This window comes from Ruminococcus sp. RTP21198st1_G1_RTP21198_201120, assembly GCF_040924265.1.
In the GTDB taxonomy this organism is placed as follows: Bacteria; Bacillota; Clostridia; order Oscillospirales; family Ruminococcaceae; genus Hominimerdicola; species Hominimerdicola aceti.
On the sequence record NZ_JBCOMH010000005.1, the window covers coordinates 87,352 to 100,148 of the forward strand.

A 12,797-nucleotide genomic window follows, 5' to 3' on the forward strand; every position below is an offset into this window, starting at 1 on the left:
AAGCTCTCCTTTTAAGCAAGTAGTAGTTGAAATATCTGTAAATAAGTGATATAATAGAAGCACTACAAAGCTGCTGACACATAGTATTTTTGTTGTACTTTATCTCTATCAGATCATCTGTCTGTTTAGAGTTTATCACACCAAGAACCGTTAACGCAAAGATGTTAACGGGTTAACGCCAAGTGAATACTCACAAAGTTTCAGAGCGATTTTTATGCTACTTGTACATATGCGCTGATTTATGTTGAAAAGGAGGAAACATTCAAATGGAAGAAACTCAGAAAAGTTCGTATCTTTCTCTAGGTATCTTTTTGAAACTCTTGTCAAGGTATACCAGAAAAGATAAAGCTATAGCAGAAAGAAGATTTTTGGGAGCAAATAATACTGTAATATCGACAACTATCTTCAAATATTTTATCTCTGCACTTACTTTGAAATGGTATACTGATGATAATGAACGAGCAGATACATTGAAGAGCCTGAACAGCAATCTGATAAATTGCAAAAAGGAACTCTTTAATTTTAAATTTCTTATGCCGGAAAAAGATGAGATAAAAGCGGCATTTATAGAAGATGTACAGTCCGATACGCCGACTTCACTTGCGTTTATGACCGAATTTGTTCTGTACTGCATTGATGAAAATAAATGCAGGCAAATGGTAGACGAACTGCTGAGAGCGATAAGAGATGATAAGGACATCGTCGACGATACAGCGTTTTACATTTTCGGGAACGGCAAAAGTACGAGCAAAAAAGAAATGGTCGATAAACAGTTTAACTTTACCGCCGATTGTTTCCTGCTGGGAGTATGGCATTTTCTTATTAGTGAGCGTTCGGACAGCAACCGCATTGGCCGTGATACACTTGTTGATTGGTACGGCACTTCAACTGAAACATATGGAAAAAGCCAAATAGGTACTGAACTAAGACGCAACGTATGGGAACCGCTGGGACGTGAAATAAGGGTGGTTACGTCTGAACACACGATAGTTAAAGAAGAAAAAGCAGTTTCGCAGGATAATGTAAAGCAAGAGCATAGGCTGTTCGTTTATGATATGAACAGTCTTTCGGAAGAGGAACAAGAGAGTTTGGAGCGTTTGAAGAAGAGCCGCATACTTCGGGATCTTTTGAGAGCGTGTCATATCGGTACTTGTGGCGTTGAAGGTAATAACAACTTTGAAAATAATCATCGCTTTTTTGTTATGGCATTAAAAAGATGCGATCAGTTCGTTTTCAATAATAACTATGCTAAACGTATCAAAGATGACATTATCACTCTTAAAGATTGGCTTGAAGCGTTTGTGAAATTGATCAAGCCAAATCATAAACCATATTCTGCATATAATGGCCGTGTGAAAGCAAATATAATTAGATACAAAAAAATCCTTGATGAAGTTTACACTACACTATATGGATCCTGTCCCTCGCTAAGTGGAGAACGGATAAGTTTGCTTTTGTCCGTTGCTAAAATATGAATCTCGTTCATACTCCAAGATTGAGATAAACCTAGTGCTACATCAAACACTACTCATTTCCTTATAAATACATTGAAATTTATTTCTAAACTAAAAACCGCAAGTTTTACGCTGTTGATACAAAAAAACGGCTTGTACTTGCGGTTTTATTCTTTTTATAATATGTGTACTCTAATAATTTCCATTTAAAAGTATCTTTATTGCTTTACGACTGGCAAAGTGAAATGCAAATATATTCACATTTTCTTATGTGATTTTCTTTGCATAAAAATTCCCCCTTATCATAGGCTCGAATTTTTTTCAAGTGTCTATTATAATGAGATTATATCAGAAAGTCAATTTGAGAAATTTACGAAAAATATAATAAATATTATAGCGATGAATAGATTCAAATTAGAGCTAAAATATGTATATATAGGTTAATAATCCATGCCCTGTTTGTTAGAAAAAGGGAGTGGATTTTTTTCTTAGTAAAATAAAATTTATAAGTATTTACTTATAAAAACTATATTATAGCTATTTTTATCATATAAAGTCAAACTTAATAAATGTTATCTATCTCCACTAGATATAAAACACCTATAATTCTATCTAATTTAGTCTATATTTAATTATTTTTTATTTTAGGACAACAATAAACTAAAATAAACCGAAAAGGACGGTGCGTAAATTGAGTAATTATTTTATTCATACAATAGAACTAATAAAAGCTATTGATATAGAAAAATATAAAGAATTAATTTCTAAATGCAATTTTAATAGTAAAAATTATAAATGGATAGGATTTCAAAATTTTATAAATTTAGAATATATTCAATATGGAATAAGGTTAGAAATAAGAAAATGTACCAATAATGAAATTAAAAATTATAGCAAGCCATTTTTAATTACAGTTATAGTTAATATGAATATGTTGATATATAATATGGATCTGACAAAGCAGATACATAGTACTGATGAATTTGATGAAGCTATAGAGACACTGTTTGACATTATGGATAAGATCGACTCAGACTTCCAGATAGGTGACATAGATGAATCTAATCTTAGCAGACTCGACATCGCAAGAGATGTACATGGCATTCCCGAGAATATTATCAAGGAAGTAAATAAGATGCTATACAGAATACCTATGTATGATGGTTATACTAATAATAAATCTCTTGAGGAAAATTGTCCTTCATTTATGAGAGAAAATTCTTTTAATATAGAAAATAACTCTCAAGGATTTGAATTTGTAGTATACAATAAGCATCAGGCTGCACTTGATAATTGCTATTATAATAAGTGTGTTGATTATTTTAAGGACACATTAAGAATAGAACTTAGGTGCAAGAGAAAATATATAAGACAACATTTCCTAGAGAAAAATTTAAAACGGACTTTGAAAAATGCTTATGTAAATATGTCGTCATCAGTAAGCCGCGTTTATAACAGGCTTTTTAAATTTCCTACTAACCTTTGTCATCTTGAAAGCAAGATGATGATAAAATATCTTTTTGATGAGACAGGCAATAAAAAGGCAAGGTGCAGAAGAATGGTCACTTTGCTTGATGAACTTGATAAGTATCCGAAAGAAGATCTTCAAACTGCACTTGATAATGTATACCCTAGCGATAAACGCCAGAATAATATAAAGAAGCATTATGAGCGTTATGGTGTTTCTCCAATTACAATGAGGGGCAGACCAATACCATTTATTCAGTCTTTGGATTCTTTGCTGGGATTTTATCCTCCTACAGATCAGGAGATTAAACTATATCTAATGGCTAAAAAGAAGTATGGTAAGTCGGTGTTTTTTCAGAAAGCTTTAGTGGAGTAATGAAAGCAATAAAAAGTTGTTTTAAACTTTGATTTTGCATATTTCTTGCAAAATCGTATGCAATAATATTGACAAAGTCCTTAAATTGCGTTATAATATAATAAATAAGTTGCGATAATTTTACAAAATGGAGATGGTTTTATGTTGCTTAGTTTTAAATTAAAAAATTATAAATCATTTATTGATGAGGCTGAACTGGATATGACTAAGAAGCCAAAACAAACTGAGCTTGACTATAGCATCTTAGAAGAAAACTGCAATAAGAAAAAAATCAGGGGTTTGTGTTCTTCTGTTATTTATGGTCCGAACGCTTCTGGAAAGACCAACATAATAGGAGCTATGGATGTTATGAGGGCAATTGTACTAAGAGGAAATATCCGTGATTCAGAGGATGAGTCCTCGCCTAATCGTGCTGCATTTTTGCTTGAGCTTATTCCGAATAATATGTCAGAAGAAGCAGAGCCTGTCGAATTCTGCATAAAGTTTACGACAAATGGTTTGTTGATAGAGTATGCTTTGAAACTTGATCTTGGAAGTTTTCTTGATACGGACTACGATCGTAAAATCGTATCTGAAACACTTTTTGTAAATCAGCATATGATCTTTCAAAGAGAAGATGGTCTTAAGATCGGCAATCTTGCAAATATTTCCGACTATGTGCCATATGCTCAAGGACTCGGAGCTGATTTTGCTGAAGATATCATTCTTAACAGCCTTAATGATGAGGAACTGTTTCTGACTAATGGATTTAAGCTAATTTTCAGTAAAGACCTTGTCAAGATCATAGTTGATTGGTTTTCATACAAATTCATGGTGATTTATCGTTCTGACTCAATGCAGCTGATAAAACGATTCTCAGACCCTCAGAAGAAAACGATCTATATTGATAAGACCACTAACAAGGCGGCTGAAATATTTGGTATCGGTTCAAATGCACTTGGCTATGTAGATAACAAAGAAGATAATAAAACAATACTTTGCTCTATGATGAAAAATGCAAAAGGCAAAAAGAATTTCGCTATTGCAGCAGAAATATTTGAATCTTATGGTACTTACCGATTTGTAAATCTTTTTCCGTTAGTCATTAAAGCTATACACACCGGTGGAACACTTGTTGTTGATGAATTTGATGCATCTATCCATCCAATGGCATTGATGAACATAATAAATATCTTTCATAATGATGAAATCAATATTCATCACGCACAGCTGATATTCAATACACATAATCCAATCTTTTTGAATGGCAATATATTCAGAAGAGATGAGATCAAATTTGTTGAGCGTAATAAAGACCAAGCAAGTTCAATTTATTCGTTAGCTGACTTTGGTACTTCCGGTACTTATGGAGTACGTAAAGGTGAGGACTATATGAAGAATTACTTTGTCAGCAGGTATGGAGCAATAAAAGATATTGATTTTACTCCGATATTCGAGGAACTCATAGCTTCAGAAAAGGAGGAAAAATCATAATGAAAAGAAAAACTCAGGTCAAGTATTATTTTTCCGTTGAAGGTGACACGGAGAAATGGTATTTAGACTGGCTGGAAAAAATCATCAACAATGATCCTAACTCTGTTATAACTGTAAAACTGGATAGTAAGATTGAAAAAAGTCCTCAACGCCGAGTGAAACGTATGTCTATAATAACCCAAACTGAAATCTGGCATCTATGTGATTATGAAAGTAATGGTCATCAACACTCGACCGAATTAAAAAAAGTTATTGATGAAATGGCTGATATTAAAAATCATGGTAAAAAAGTAACATACAAATTTGGATATAGCAATTTGACTTTTGATTTGTGGATCATTCTTCATAAGGCTGAGATGAAAGCGCCACAAACTCATAGAAGCAATTACCTGCAATATATAAACAGAGCATATAATGAGCATTTTGAGAGTATGGATAAATACAAGCAAGAAAGGAATTTTAAAAAGTGTTTATCTAAACTTACACTTGAAGATGTTCGTACGGCGATAAAACGATCAAAACAGATAATGAAACAAAATGAAGAAGTAAATGTCCCGAAAAAACACAGAAAATACGAGTATTATGAGGAAAATCCGTCTTTGGCTATATGGGAGATCATAGAAAAAATACTTAAAGATTGTGAACTGTTTCAATAACTATAACTTACATATATTATTGACTTAATAGTGTCGATTATATGGAATATACGATAATCACCCGCCCCTGTACTGAAAAAACACAGTACAGGGGCGGCTGTTTTTTTCACCTCTTCCTCAAAAACTCAATAACACTAAACTTGTAAATCCTCCACCTGCTGCCTATCTTGAAAACCTCTATCTCCCCTGTTTTAAGATAACGAAGCATAGAGTTTTTGCCTATCTTTAAAAGCTGCTGACATTCTTTAGCGGTAAGTATATCGGGGATATTGTCAAACATAATTTATCATTCCTTTCAAAAAAATATCGGTTTATCTTAATGTTCTGCGGTTTAGTACGGCACTTTTCGGAAACTTGATCTTTACAAATATACATCATCTTTATGAAGTAACGCAAATGCGGAAAGGAGGGCGTTACGATGAACAAAGCTAAAGTTATACTCGTGCTTGTGGGCAGCGTGCTGGTGGAGATAGCGCAGGAGATCATCACCTACATCGCAGAAAAGGACGAGTGAACACCATAGGCAGGCCTCGGGTCTGCCTTTAATTTTTGTATTTTGTAAAGGAGTTTTAAAATGAGCGAACTTACCCATTGCAGCATTTGCGGCTGCGCTTTAGAGGACGAGGCGGAATGCTATGAAGTCGAAAACGAGATACTTTGTCAGGATTGCTACGATAACGAAACTGTGGTATGCGACCATTGCGGCGAACGCTGTATCGAACAGAATACCGTGAGCGATGAGAATACTATCCTCTGTACAGATTGCTATGATAATCATTACTACCGCTGTTCAAACTGCGAAACTATCGTGCATTCCGACGATACGTACTGGCGCGGCGATAATGCCTATTGCCGTGAATGTTATGACGATTGCTATGACAGCGGCGACTACATCAACGATTATTACTACAAGCCAAAACCCGTGTTCTACAAACTGCCGAAAGAAGACAACGTGCGTTTTTACGGCGTTGAACTGGAGATAGACGGTGCAGGAAGATACGATGATAACGCGGAAAAGATATATGATACAGCTAATAGTCAGAATGAAGTGCTTTACATAAAGTCTGACGGCTCACTGGACGAGGGAATGGAACTTGTCAGCCACCCTTGTTCAATAGATTTTCATCGAAAGAAATTCCCGTGGGACGAGATAGTAAAAAAAGCCATTGCCCTTGGCTACCGTTCGCATAATACGTCTACCTGCGGACTTCACGTCCATATAGGCCGAAAGCAGCTTGGATATTCCTACGAGGAACAGGAAGAAGTCATAAGCCGAATAATGTTCTTTTTCGAGAGCCATTGGAACGAGCTTTTCAAGTTCTCACGGCGTACTGCATACAGCGTTGACCGCTGGGCGGCAAGACACGGTTACAATGACAAGCCGAAAGAGATACTTGAAAAGGCAAAGAAAAGCACTAAGGGCAGATATGCCTGTGTGAACATCACAAATGCTGATACTGTTGAGATAAGATTGTTCAGAGGCACGCTGAAATTCAACAGCTTTATGGCTACGCTTGAACTTGTTGACAGCATATGCGAAAATGCAGTTTGCCTTAATGACGATGAACTGAACAAGCAATCCTGGACGGATTTTGTGCTGGGCATAAAGCCTGAATATACAGAGCTTATCAGGTATCTGAAAGAGAAAAGGCTCTATGTTAACGAGCCTGTCAGTGAGGAGGATTAACTATGTGTGCGATATTTGGATTTGTGAATTACAGACGTTCGCTCAGCAGGAGCGAGATGAAAGAACTTATCAACAGATTATCCGTCGAGTCAGAGGTAAGGGGCAAGGACGCAACGGGCATAGCGTATGTGAAACACGGCGAACTTAAAGTTTTCAAGAGAGCAAAGCCTGCTCACAAGGTAAGGCTTTATGTGCCTGAGGACACAGTTATCTTCACAGGTCATACGAGAATGACTACCCAAGGCGACGCTAGGTACATTTACAATAACCACCCGTTCACAGGCAAAACTGCGGACGGGTCTTTTGCTTTATGTCACAACGGTGTGCTTTACAATGACAGCCAGCTTGCAAAGTCTGAACATCTGCCGAAAAGCAAGATAGAAACTGACAGCTACGTTGCCGCACAGCTTATTGAGAAATACGGCAGACTTGACTTCAAGACTATAGCAAAGATGTCAGAGGCAGTAGAAGGCTCTTTCGTATTCACGATACTTAGCGACAAGAATAAGCTTTTCATAGCAAAGGGCGACAATCCGCTTTGCCTTATCCATTACAAGCAATTAGGACTGTATGTTTACACGTCCACCGAGGACATTATGAAGAACGTGCTGAAAGGCAGTTTCCTTGAAAAGCTGCCGTTTGAAGTGATAAAGGTCACGGAAGGCGAGATCATAAGCATTGACAAGCGTGGGCGTTTTGAGAAAAGCAGCTTTGTACCGAACGAATTTTGCTATGGCTGGAACTATTATGGATACAGAAAGCCCGCTTATGACGATGATGAACTTTTTGATATATGCGGAATGTTCGGGGTATCGCAGGAAGATCTTATGCTGCTTTACGATATGGGTTACACGGATGAAGAGATAGAGGGTATGCTTTGCGACAGGAGTATGTTGAGGGAGTGTATCGAGGAGGCTAGGGTGCTGGTGGGGGAATATTATTAGGAGGTATTTTATGGCATACACATTCAGCGGAAGCAGATACGTCACAAGCGGCGTGGCAGAAAACTTCCCTATTGAATTGCAAGTGGCGTTATTTTCAGCCGTAGAGCAAATGCGAGAAAAGGTCAGCGGACAGCTTGATTATCTGCAAATTTTCGAGATAGTGACAGAGGTCAAAGGGCAGAAAAAATTCCTGCACATTTATCATATGCAGGAATGCCCCGAGGCTAAGCTTGAATATTTCATACCGACCGACGTGGAGGTAAACGGCAGGGCGTATATGATCGACGATGTGGATCATATTACGCTGCTGTTGGCGGAGGAGTATTGAGTTGAAAAGGAATCACAGCTTTCGAGGGGGCTGTGATTTTTTTGCCCTGAACTCACCTCTCCTGTACCTATTTACCTTATAATCATGCTTCAAAGTGTCGGTCTTGTCTATGTGGCAGACGTACAAATTTACCTTTTCCCCTTTCACCGCCTATTCCCATTAGCCAGATCGTTAACAATATCAGCAATGTTCTCCAGCTGCCTTTTGTTGAGCTTTTTCAGGTCAGAGATAAGCTTACTTAGCTCTTTTGGCTGCTCGGCGTCGGCATCGAAAAACTCCTGCGGCGTAATGTCCAGATACTCGCAGATATAAAAGAAAGAGGTCATAGAGGGCAGGGCTTTTCCTGTTTCGATATTGTTTATATACCCTGCGTTCTGTCCAATAGATAAGCTCATATCCCTTGCGGAAACACCTTTCTGTGTGCGAAGTTTTGAGAGCCTCAAAGCAAAATTATTGTCATACATGAATTTGTTTTCGTACATTATTTGCACCCCCATATATAATATTTTATCCTATATCATTATGCATTATGTCGGAATTTTTCCTATAAAGGGGTTGAAATATGTGAAATAATATGATATAATGATGTAAAGTATTTGAAATAATGCGATATTTGTATAAGAAGCGGATTGTGTCATGTTTTTTGTTAAAATAAAAAAATATCTTACGAAAACGTTATACTAAGCAGCCAGCTTAACAAAAGTGAAAAAGAATGTGTTATAATTAACATACAAAAACGTATTATTATGTCAGTTATAGCTGATAATTGACAAATCAATAAGGAAAAGGAGTTTTTGACATGAACGAAAACATCAACAAGAAATTTGACGTAAAAAACTTTGACTATGATAAGTGCTATGAAGAAGTAAAGGAAAATGCTTCAAAAAATATCAATATCATAGTGTGCGGAGCTACCGGCGTTGGCAAAAGCAGCCTTATAAACGACTTCTTCGAGTTTGATAAGGATAGCGCCGCGCCTGTCGGAAGCAGCGGAAAGCCGCAGACAAGGGGCATACACGAGTATCATTCAAAGAGCATTACCCTGTTCGACACTGAGGGCTACGAGGTAGAAAGCTCGTCTACGCCGGAAAACAGCGCTTTTTACAAAAATATAATAGATCTTATCGACGAACGCAAAAATAATTATCCTGCGGATTTGGGTATGCACATCCACGAGGTTTGGTACTGCATAAATAACCGCTTCATGGATCTCGATGAAAGGCTGATAAAAGACATACAGGCGAGAAATATCCCCGTGTGCGTTATTATTACAAAGGTGGATAATCTTGACGAGAACGAAGTCGCTCAGATAAAGGACGCTGTCGGCGATGCCGGAAAACGCAATAGGATAAACGGCGTTGAGGTGTTTACCTATTCTACTAACAGCGATCTTGGCGACGAGTATGTGCAGAAATCTGAGATAAACAGCTGGGCACATCATAATCTTGACGATTACCTCAGAGAAAGCTTTATCCCGTCGCTCAAAAAAGCGCAGGGTCAAATGGCAGAAATGATGATAAAGCACAAGATACCGAAATACGCGGCTTTAGCCGCAGGTATTGTTACGGCTACATCATTTGTACCCGTGCCACTTTCCGATTCGGTACCGCTTATGGGCATACAGGTAAAAATGGCGATGGATATTTTAAGCTGCTACGGAATAGATAATGATATGAAGGGCGCTGTGAAAAATTTAGCCGGAGCGGGCTTCGTTTCTTATATAGGAAAAACGCTGGCTTCTCAGCTGCTTTCGGTGATCCCATTTGTCGGCGGCGCGGCGAAAGCCACGGTAAATGTTTCAGTGGCAACTACTGTTACGGCTACCCTCGGCGTTGCGATAACGAAGATCTGCGAGGAATACACTAAAGCCTGCATAGAGAACGGCGGCTCGAAAGACCTTATGATCACCAAAATTTCCGACTACTTTACTGTTGAAAATCTGAAAAAGGTAATGAAAGAGATCAGCAAGGGCAAGGATCAGAAAATTGTAGAGAGAATAGTAAAAGCTGTAGTTGATATGTTCAAGGATACGAAAAAAGGAGCAAGAAAATAATGGAAGGCGACAAGATAAAAACTAATATACTGATAGCCGGCAAATCGGGCGTTGGCAAAAGCAGTCTGCTGAATTACATATTTGGCGAAGAGGTCGCGGAGACGGGTGCGGGAAAGCCCGTAACGGCGGAGGGCCTGCACGAATATTCTTTCGAGCTGAAAGATAACGACCGAATATCTTTTTCGATATGCGACAGCTGGGGTCTTGAACCCGATAAAGCGGACGAATGGCACAAGCAGATAATCGAAAAGGTAGCAGAATACGACAAGCACTCTATCAATGAATGGTTCAGCACCATAATCTACTGCCTTAGCGCCGACTCTGACAGAGTGGAAGATTTTGAGATAAGCATAATAAACAACCTTATAGCTGAGAAAAACAACGTAAACGTTGTGATAACCCACTGCAAATCTGAGAACGACGACAGAGCGGAGCGCATGAAAAGGCGCATAGTTGAAGACGGCGGCGTTTCGGCTGACTCGGTGATATTTGTAAACAACTATGAGAAAAAGCTTATCTCGGGCGAGGTAAAGAAGTTTGGACGCAAAGAGGTAGTAAACTGCATTATCCGCAACTTGTGGAACAATTACAAGGTAAAAGTGCCGTATAAAATAAAAGAGCACGTCAACGAAATGTTTCGCAGCGAGCACGATAAGCTTCATGATATGGTGGCAAGTACAAGCTTTGTTCTGCGAAAGCATCATAAGCTGGATGAATTTGAAGAGAAGATAAATAATGAATTCAGCGTGTTCGTTATAAAGTCCGTAATGAAACTAAATAGCGAGTTTAACGATGCGTATAATTATTATCAGCAGCTGTCAAAAGAGTATTACACGATCGTTTTTGGTATGGATACGTTAAAACTGCTGAACGACCCGATAATGTTTTTTGACGCAACAAAGGCTTTCAAAGAAGAAGTAAGTCAGCAGGTGGAAAGGATCGCCGAATCGACGGGAAAAATACTGAAATTCATGAACCAGGACGTTACCAAAGAGCTTATGAAAAAACTTTTTGCAGAGATAAAGATAAACATAAAGAGAGCAAAAGATATCAAAAATGACCTTCATGAAACGGTTGACAAGTACATTGTAAGAACGAGAAGCACGGTTCTTGAAGAGGTCGAGAAAACTGAGGAGAAACTGCTAGCTATCGAGATCAAGATATAGGGGGTATCACCAAATGACCATAAAAAAACTAACAGCAGCAGTCCTCGCGGGTGCGGTGGTGCTGCTCACCGCTTGCTCAGACAGCGATTCAGGCAGTGGCAAAAAAAGCATGAAGAAAGACTACTACACCATTGGCGAAACTTGGACAGTTGACGGGCAGTGGTCGCTTACCGTTACAGGCGTCACGGAAACGGCTGAGCGCAATGAGTATGCGGACGAAAATCCTGCGGCGGTCTATATCGTGGACTACGAATATACAAACATCGGTTACGAGGACGAGGACGGCATAGCAAAGGGCATTTTCTTCGACATGGAGGACACCATAATAGACAGCAATGGCGTTATGGGTTACAGTTACCCGGGCGACGTTGCGAGAAACCCAAATGAAGCGCCTATCGGAAGCACCTGCAAGGCTCAGGCTTGCATTGGTGTGGACAATGCGGGCGATTTCAGGATCACTGAGAGCCATTATGATTCAGACGGTGACGAACATTCGGCGACTTTTCTTATCGAAGTTGGCGGAAGTTCGGCAGACGAAAAATCTGACAGCGCCGCTCAGCCGACGGAAACTACCACCACAACGACCGCCGAGGCGACCACGACTAAGCCCGTGACCACGCTTGCGCCGTATGACATTTACGACGACACGGTGTATGCGAACGACCTTATCTACGAAACGGCGGACGATATTTTTGCCGAACTGGGCGACGATTTCAGCATGGATTTTATATCAGTGGGGCAGGAAAACATCATCGCTGTGGAGAACGACGACGTGTACCCGAACACGAAGATAGGCTTTTACACCATGGACATACAGAACATCGGCACGCTTGATTTTCCGTACGCGATACACGTCACGCCGGGCGGATACATCACCGAGGGCGTGCAGGTTGGAATGACGTACAACGAGCTGAAAGCCATTTGCCCGAGCCTGGAGGGCGCAACGCTTGACGGCGGAACGTTCGGCCCGACGGCGTGGATAAACATAGACGGCAACGCGTGGGGCATAGAGTTCGACGTATCGCAGGCAGACCGCGAGCGGCTAGGCATGGCAGTAGGCGTAGCTGTTGATCTTTCGGAGCTTAATCCTAAGAGTACACTAGGGTATTATATTAGTTCGCTGAGCTGATATTTTTGAATTTTGTTATGGCAGCTTTTCGGCTTTTTAAGGAGTCGGAAGGCTGCTTTTTTTT

12 protein-coding genes are annotated in these 12,797 nt (G+C 39.2%); 10 read left to right on the forward strand and 2 right to left on the reverse strand.

Translation table 11 applies throughout. The features are described from left to right. The first annotated feature begins 266 nt into the window (after window positions 1–266). From AB5627_RS04605 to AB5627_RS04620, 4 genes are all read left to right on the forward strand, one after another. The gene (locus AB5627_RS04605; protein ID WP_195221032.1) at window positions 267–1,475 is read left to right on the forward strand and encodes a hypothetical protein; all 1,209 of its coding nucleotides are present in this window, start codon (window positions 267–269) and stop codon (window positions 1,473–1,475) included. 670 nt (window positions 1,476–2,145) lie between these two features. Continuing rightward, window positions 2,146–3,297 (forward strand): phage/plasmid replication protein, encoded by a 1,152-nt coding sequence (locus AB5627_RS04610; RefSeq protein ID WP_195221033.1) that lies wholly within the window; start codon window positions 2,146–2,148, stop codon window positions 3,295–3,297. Between the two features lie 141 nt (window positions 3,298–3,438). Then, window positions 3,439–4,770 carry an ATP/GTP-binding protein gene (locus AB5627_RS04615; protein ID WP_195221034.1) on the forward strand — a complete coding sequence of 444 codons (1,332 nt, stop codon included), beginning with the start codon at window positions 3,439–3,441 and terminating at the stop codon, window positions 4,768–4,770. Continuing rightward, the gene (locus tag AB5627_RS04620; RefSeq protein WP_195221035.1) at window positions 4,770–5,426 is read left to right on the forward strand and encodes an RloB family protein; all 657 of its coding nucleotides are present in this window, start codon (window positions 4,770–4,772) and stop codon (window positions 5,424–5,426) included. Before AB5627_RS04615 ends, AB5627_RS04620 begins: the two co-directional genes overlap by 1 nt. 106 nt (window positions 5,427–5,532) lie before the next feature. Here the strand turns inward: AB5627_RS04620 and AB5627_RS04625 are convergent, their stop codons facing one another. Next, window positions 5,533–5,706 carry a helix-turn-helix domain-containing protein gene (locus tag AB5627_RS04625; protein WP_368369695.1) on the reverse strand — a complete coding sequence of 58 codons (174 nt, stop codon included), beginning with the start codon at window positions 5,704–5,706 and terminating at the stop codon, window positions 5,533–5,535. A 294-nt stretch (window positions 5,707–6,000) separates the two neighbouring features. On the opposite strand from AB5627_RS04625, the gene AB5627_RS04630 reads away from it, so the two are divergent. The 3 genes from AB5627_RS04630 to AB5627_RS04640 are packed head-to-tail and all read left to right on the forward strand — an operon-like array spanning window position 6,001 to window position 8,385. Further along, entirely contained in the window at window positions 6,001–7,113 is a 1,113-nt protein-coding gene (locus AB5627_RS04630; RefSeq protein ID WP_368369696.1) for an amidoligase family protein, read from the forward strand. Between the two features lie 2 nt (window positions 7,114–7,115). Beyond that, window positions 7,116–8,057: a glucosamine--fructose-6-phosphate aminotransferase gene (locus tag AB5627_RS04635; RefSeq protein ID WP_368369697.1), complete on the forward strand. Its 942-nt coding sequence runs from the start codon at window positions 7,116–7,118 to the stop codon at window positions 8,055–8,057. Between the two features lie 10 nt (window positions 8,058–8,067). Then, window positions 8,068–8,385: a DUF960 domain-containing protein gene (locus tag AB5627_RS04640; protein WP_265290699.1), complete on the forward strand. Its 318-nt coding sequence runs from the start codon at window positions 8,068–8,070 to the stop codon at window positions 8,383–8,385. 143 nt (window positions 8,386–8,528) lie between these two features. Here the strand turns inward: AB5627_RS04640 and AB5627_RS04645 are convergent, their stop codons facing one another. Further along, window positions 8,529–8,849: a helix-turn-helix domain-containing protein gene (locus tag AB5627_RS04645; RefSeq protein WP_118054467.1), complete on the reverse strand. Its 321-nt coding sequence runs from the start codon at window positions 8,847–8,849 to the stop codon at window positions 8,529–8,531. A 335-nt stretch (window positions 8,850–9,184) separates the two neighbouring features. Between AB5627_RS04645 and AB5627_RS04650 the strand changes: the two genes are divergently transcribed. Genes AB5627_RS04650 through AB5627_RS04660 form a run of 3 tightly spaced genes read left to right on the forward strand, consistent with a single transcriptional unit; the run spans window position 9,185 to window position 12,733 of the window. Further along, entirely contained in the window at window positions 9,185–10,438 is a 1,254-nt protein-coding gene (locus tag AB5627_RS04650) for a GTPase (RefSeq protein WP_022287938.1), read from the forward strand. After that, window positions 10,438–11,604 (forward strand): GTPase, encoded by a 1,167-nt coding sequence (locus AB5627_RS04655; protein WP_302837712.1) that lies wholly within the window; start codon window positions 10,438–10,440, stop codon window positions 11,602–11,604. Before AB5627_RS04650 ends, AB5627_RS04655 begins: the two co-directional genes overlap by 1 nt. A gap of 13 nt (window positions 11,605–11,617) precedes the next feature. Further along, window positions 11,618–12,733: a hypothetical protein gene (locus tag AB5627_RS04660; RefSeq protein WP_022287936.1), complete on the forward strand. Its 1,116-nt coding sequence runs from the start codon at window positions 11,618–11,620 to the stop codon at window positions 12,731–12,733. Window positions 12,734–12,797: the final 64 nt, after the last annotated feature.

What these genes read in the sequence shown, in the direction of transcription:
- AB5627_RS04635 (WP_368369697.1), top strand. Translation starts at nt 7,116, where the DNA reads ATGTGTGCGATATTTGGATTTGTGAATTACAGACGTTCGCTCAGCAGG.
- AB5627_RS04625 (WP_368369695.1), bottom strand. Translation starts at nt 5,706, where the DNA reads ATGTTTGACAATATCCCCGATATACTTACCGCTAAAGAATGTCAGCAG.
- AB5627_RS04640 (WP_265290699.1), top strand. Translation starts at nt 8,068, where the DNA reads ATGGCATACACATTCAGCGGAAGCAGATACGTCACAAGCGGCGTGGCA.
- AB5627_RS04615 (WP_195221034.1), top strand. Translation starts at nt 3,439, where the DNA reads ATGTTGCTTAGTTTTAAATTAAAAAATTATAAATCATTTATTGATGAG.
- AB5627_RS04630 (WP_368369696.1), top strand. Translation starts at nt 6,001, where the DNA reads ATGAGCGAACTTACCCATTGCAGCATTTGCGGCTGCGCTTTAGAGGAC.
- AB5627_RS04655 (WP_302837712.1), top strand. Translation starts at nt 10,438, where the DNA reads ATGGAAGGCGACAAGATAAAAACTAATATACTGATAGCCGGCAAATCG.
- AB5627_RS04650 (WP_022287938.1), top strand. Translation starts at nt 9,185, where the DNA reads ATGAACGAAAACATCAACAAGAAATTTGACGTAAAAAACTTTGACTAT.
- AB5627_RS04620 (WP_195221035.1), top strand. Translation starts at nt 4,770, where the DNA reads ATGAAAAGAAAAACTCAGGTCAAGTATTATTTTTCCGTTGAAGGTGAC.
- AB5627_RS04605 (WP_195221032.1), top strand. Translation starts at nt 267, where the DNA reads ATGGAAGAAACTCAGAAAAGTTCGTATCTTTCTCTAGGTATCTTTTTG.
- AB5627_RS04645 (WP_118054467.1), bottom strand. Translation starts at nt 8,849, where the DNA reads ATGTATGACAATAATTTTGCTTTGAGGCTCTCAAAACTTCGCACACAG.
- AB5627_RS04660 (WP_022287936.1), top strand. Translation starts at nt 11,618, where the DNA reads ATGACCATAAAAAAACTAACAGCAGCAGTCCTCGCGGGTGCGGTGGTG.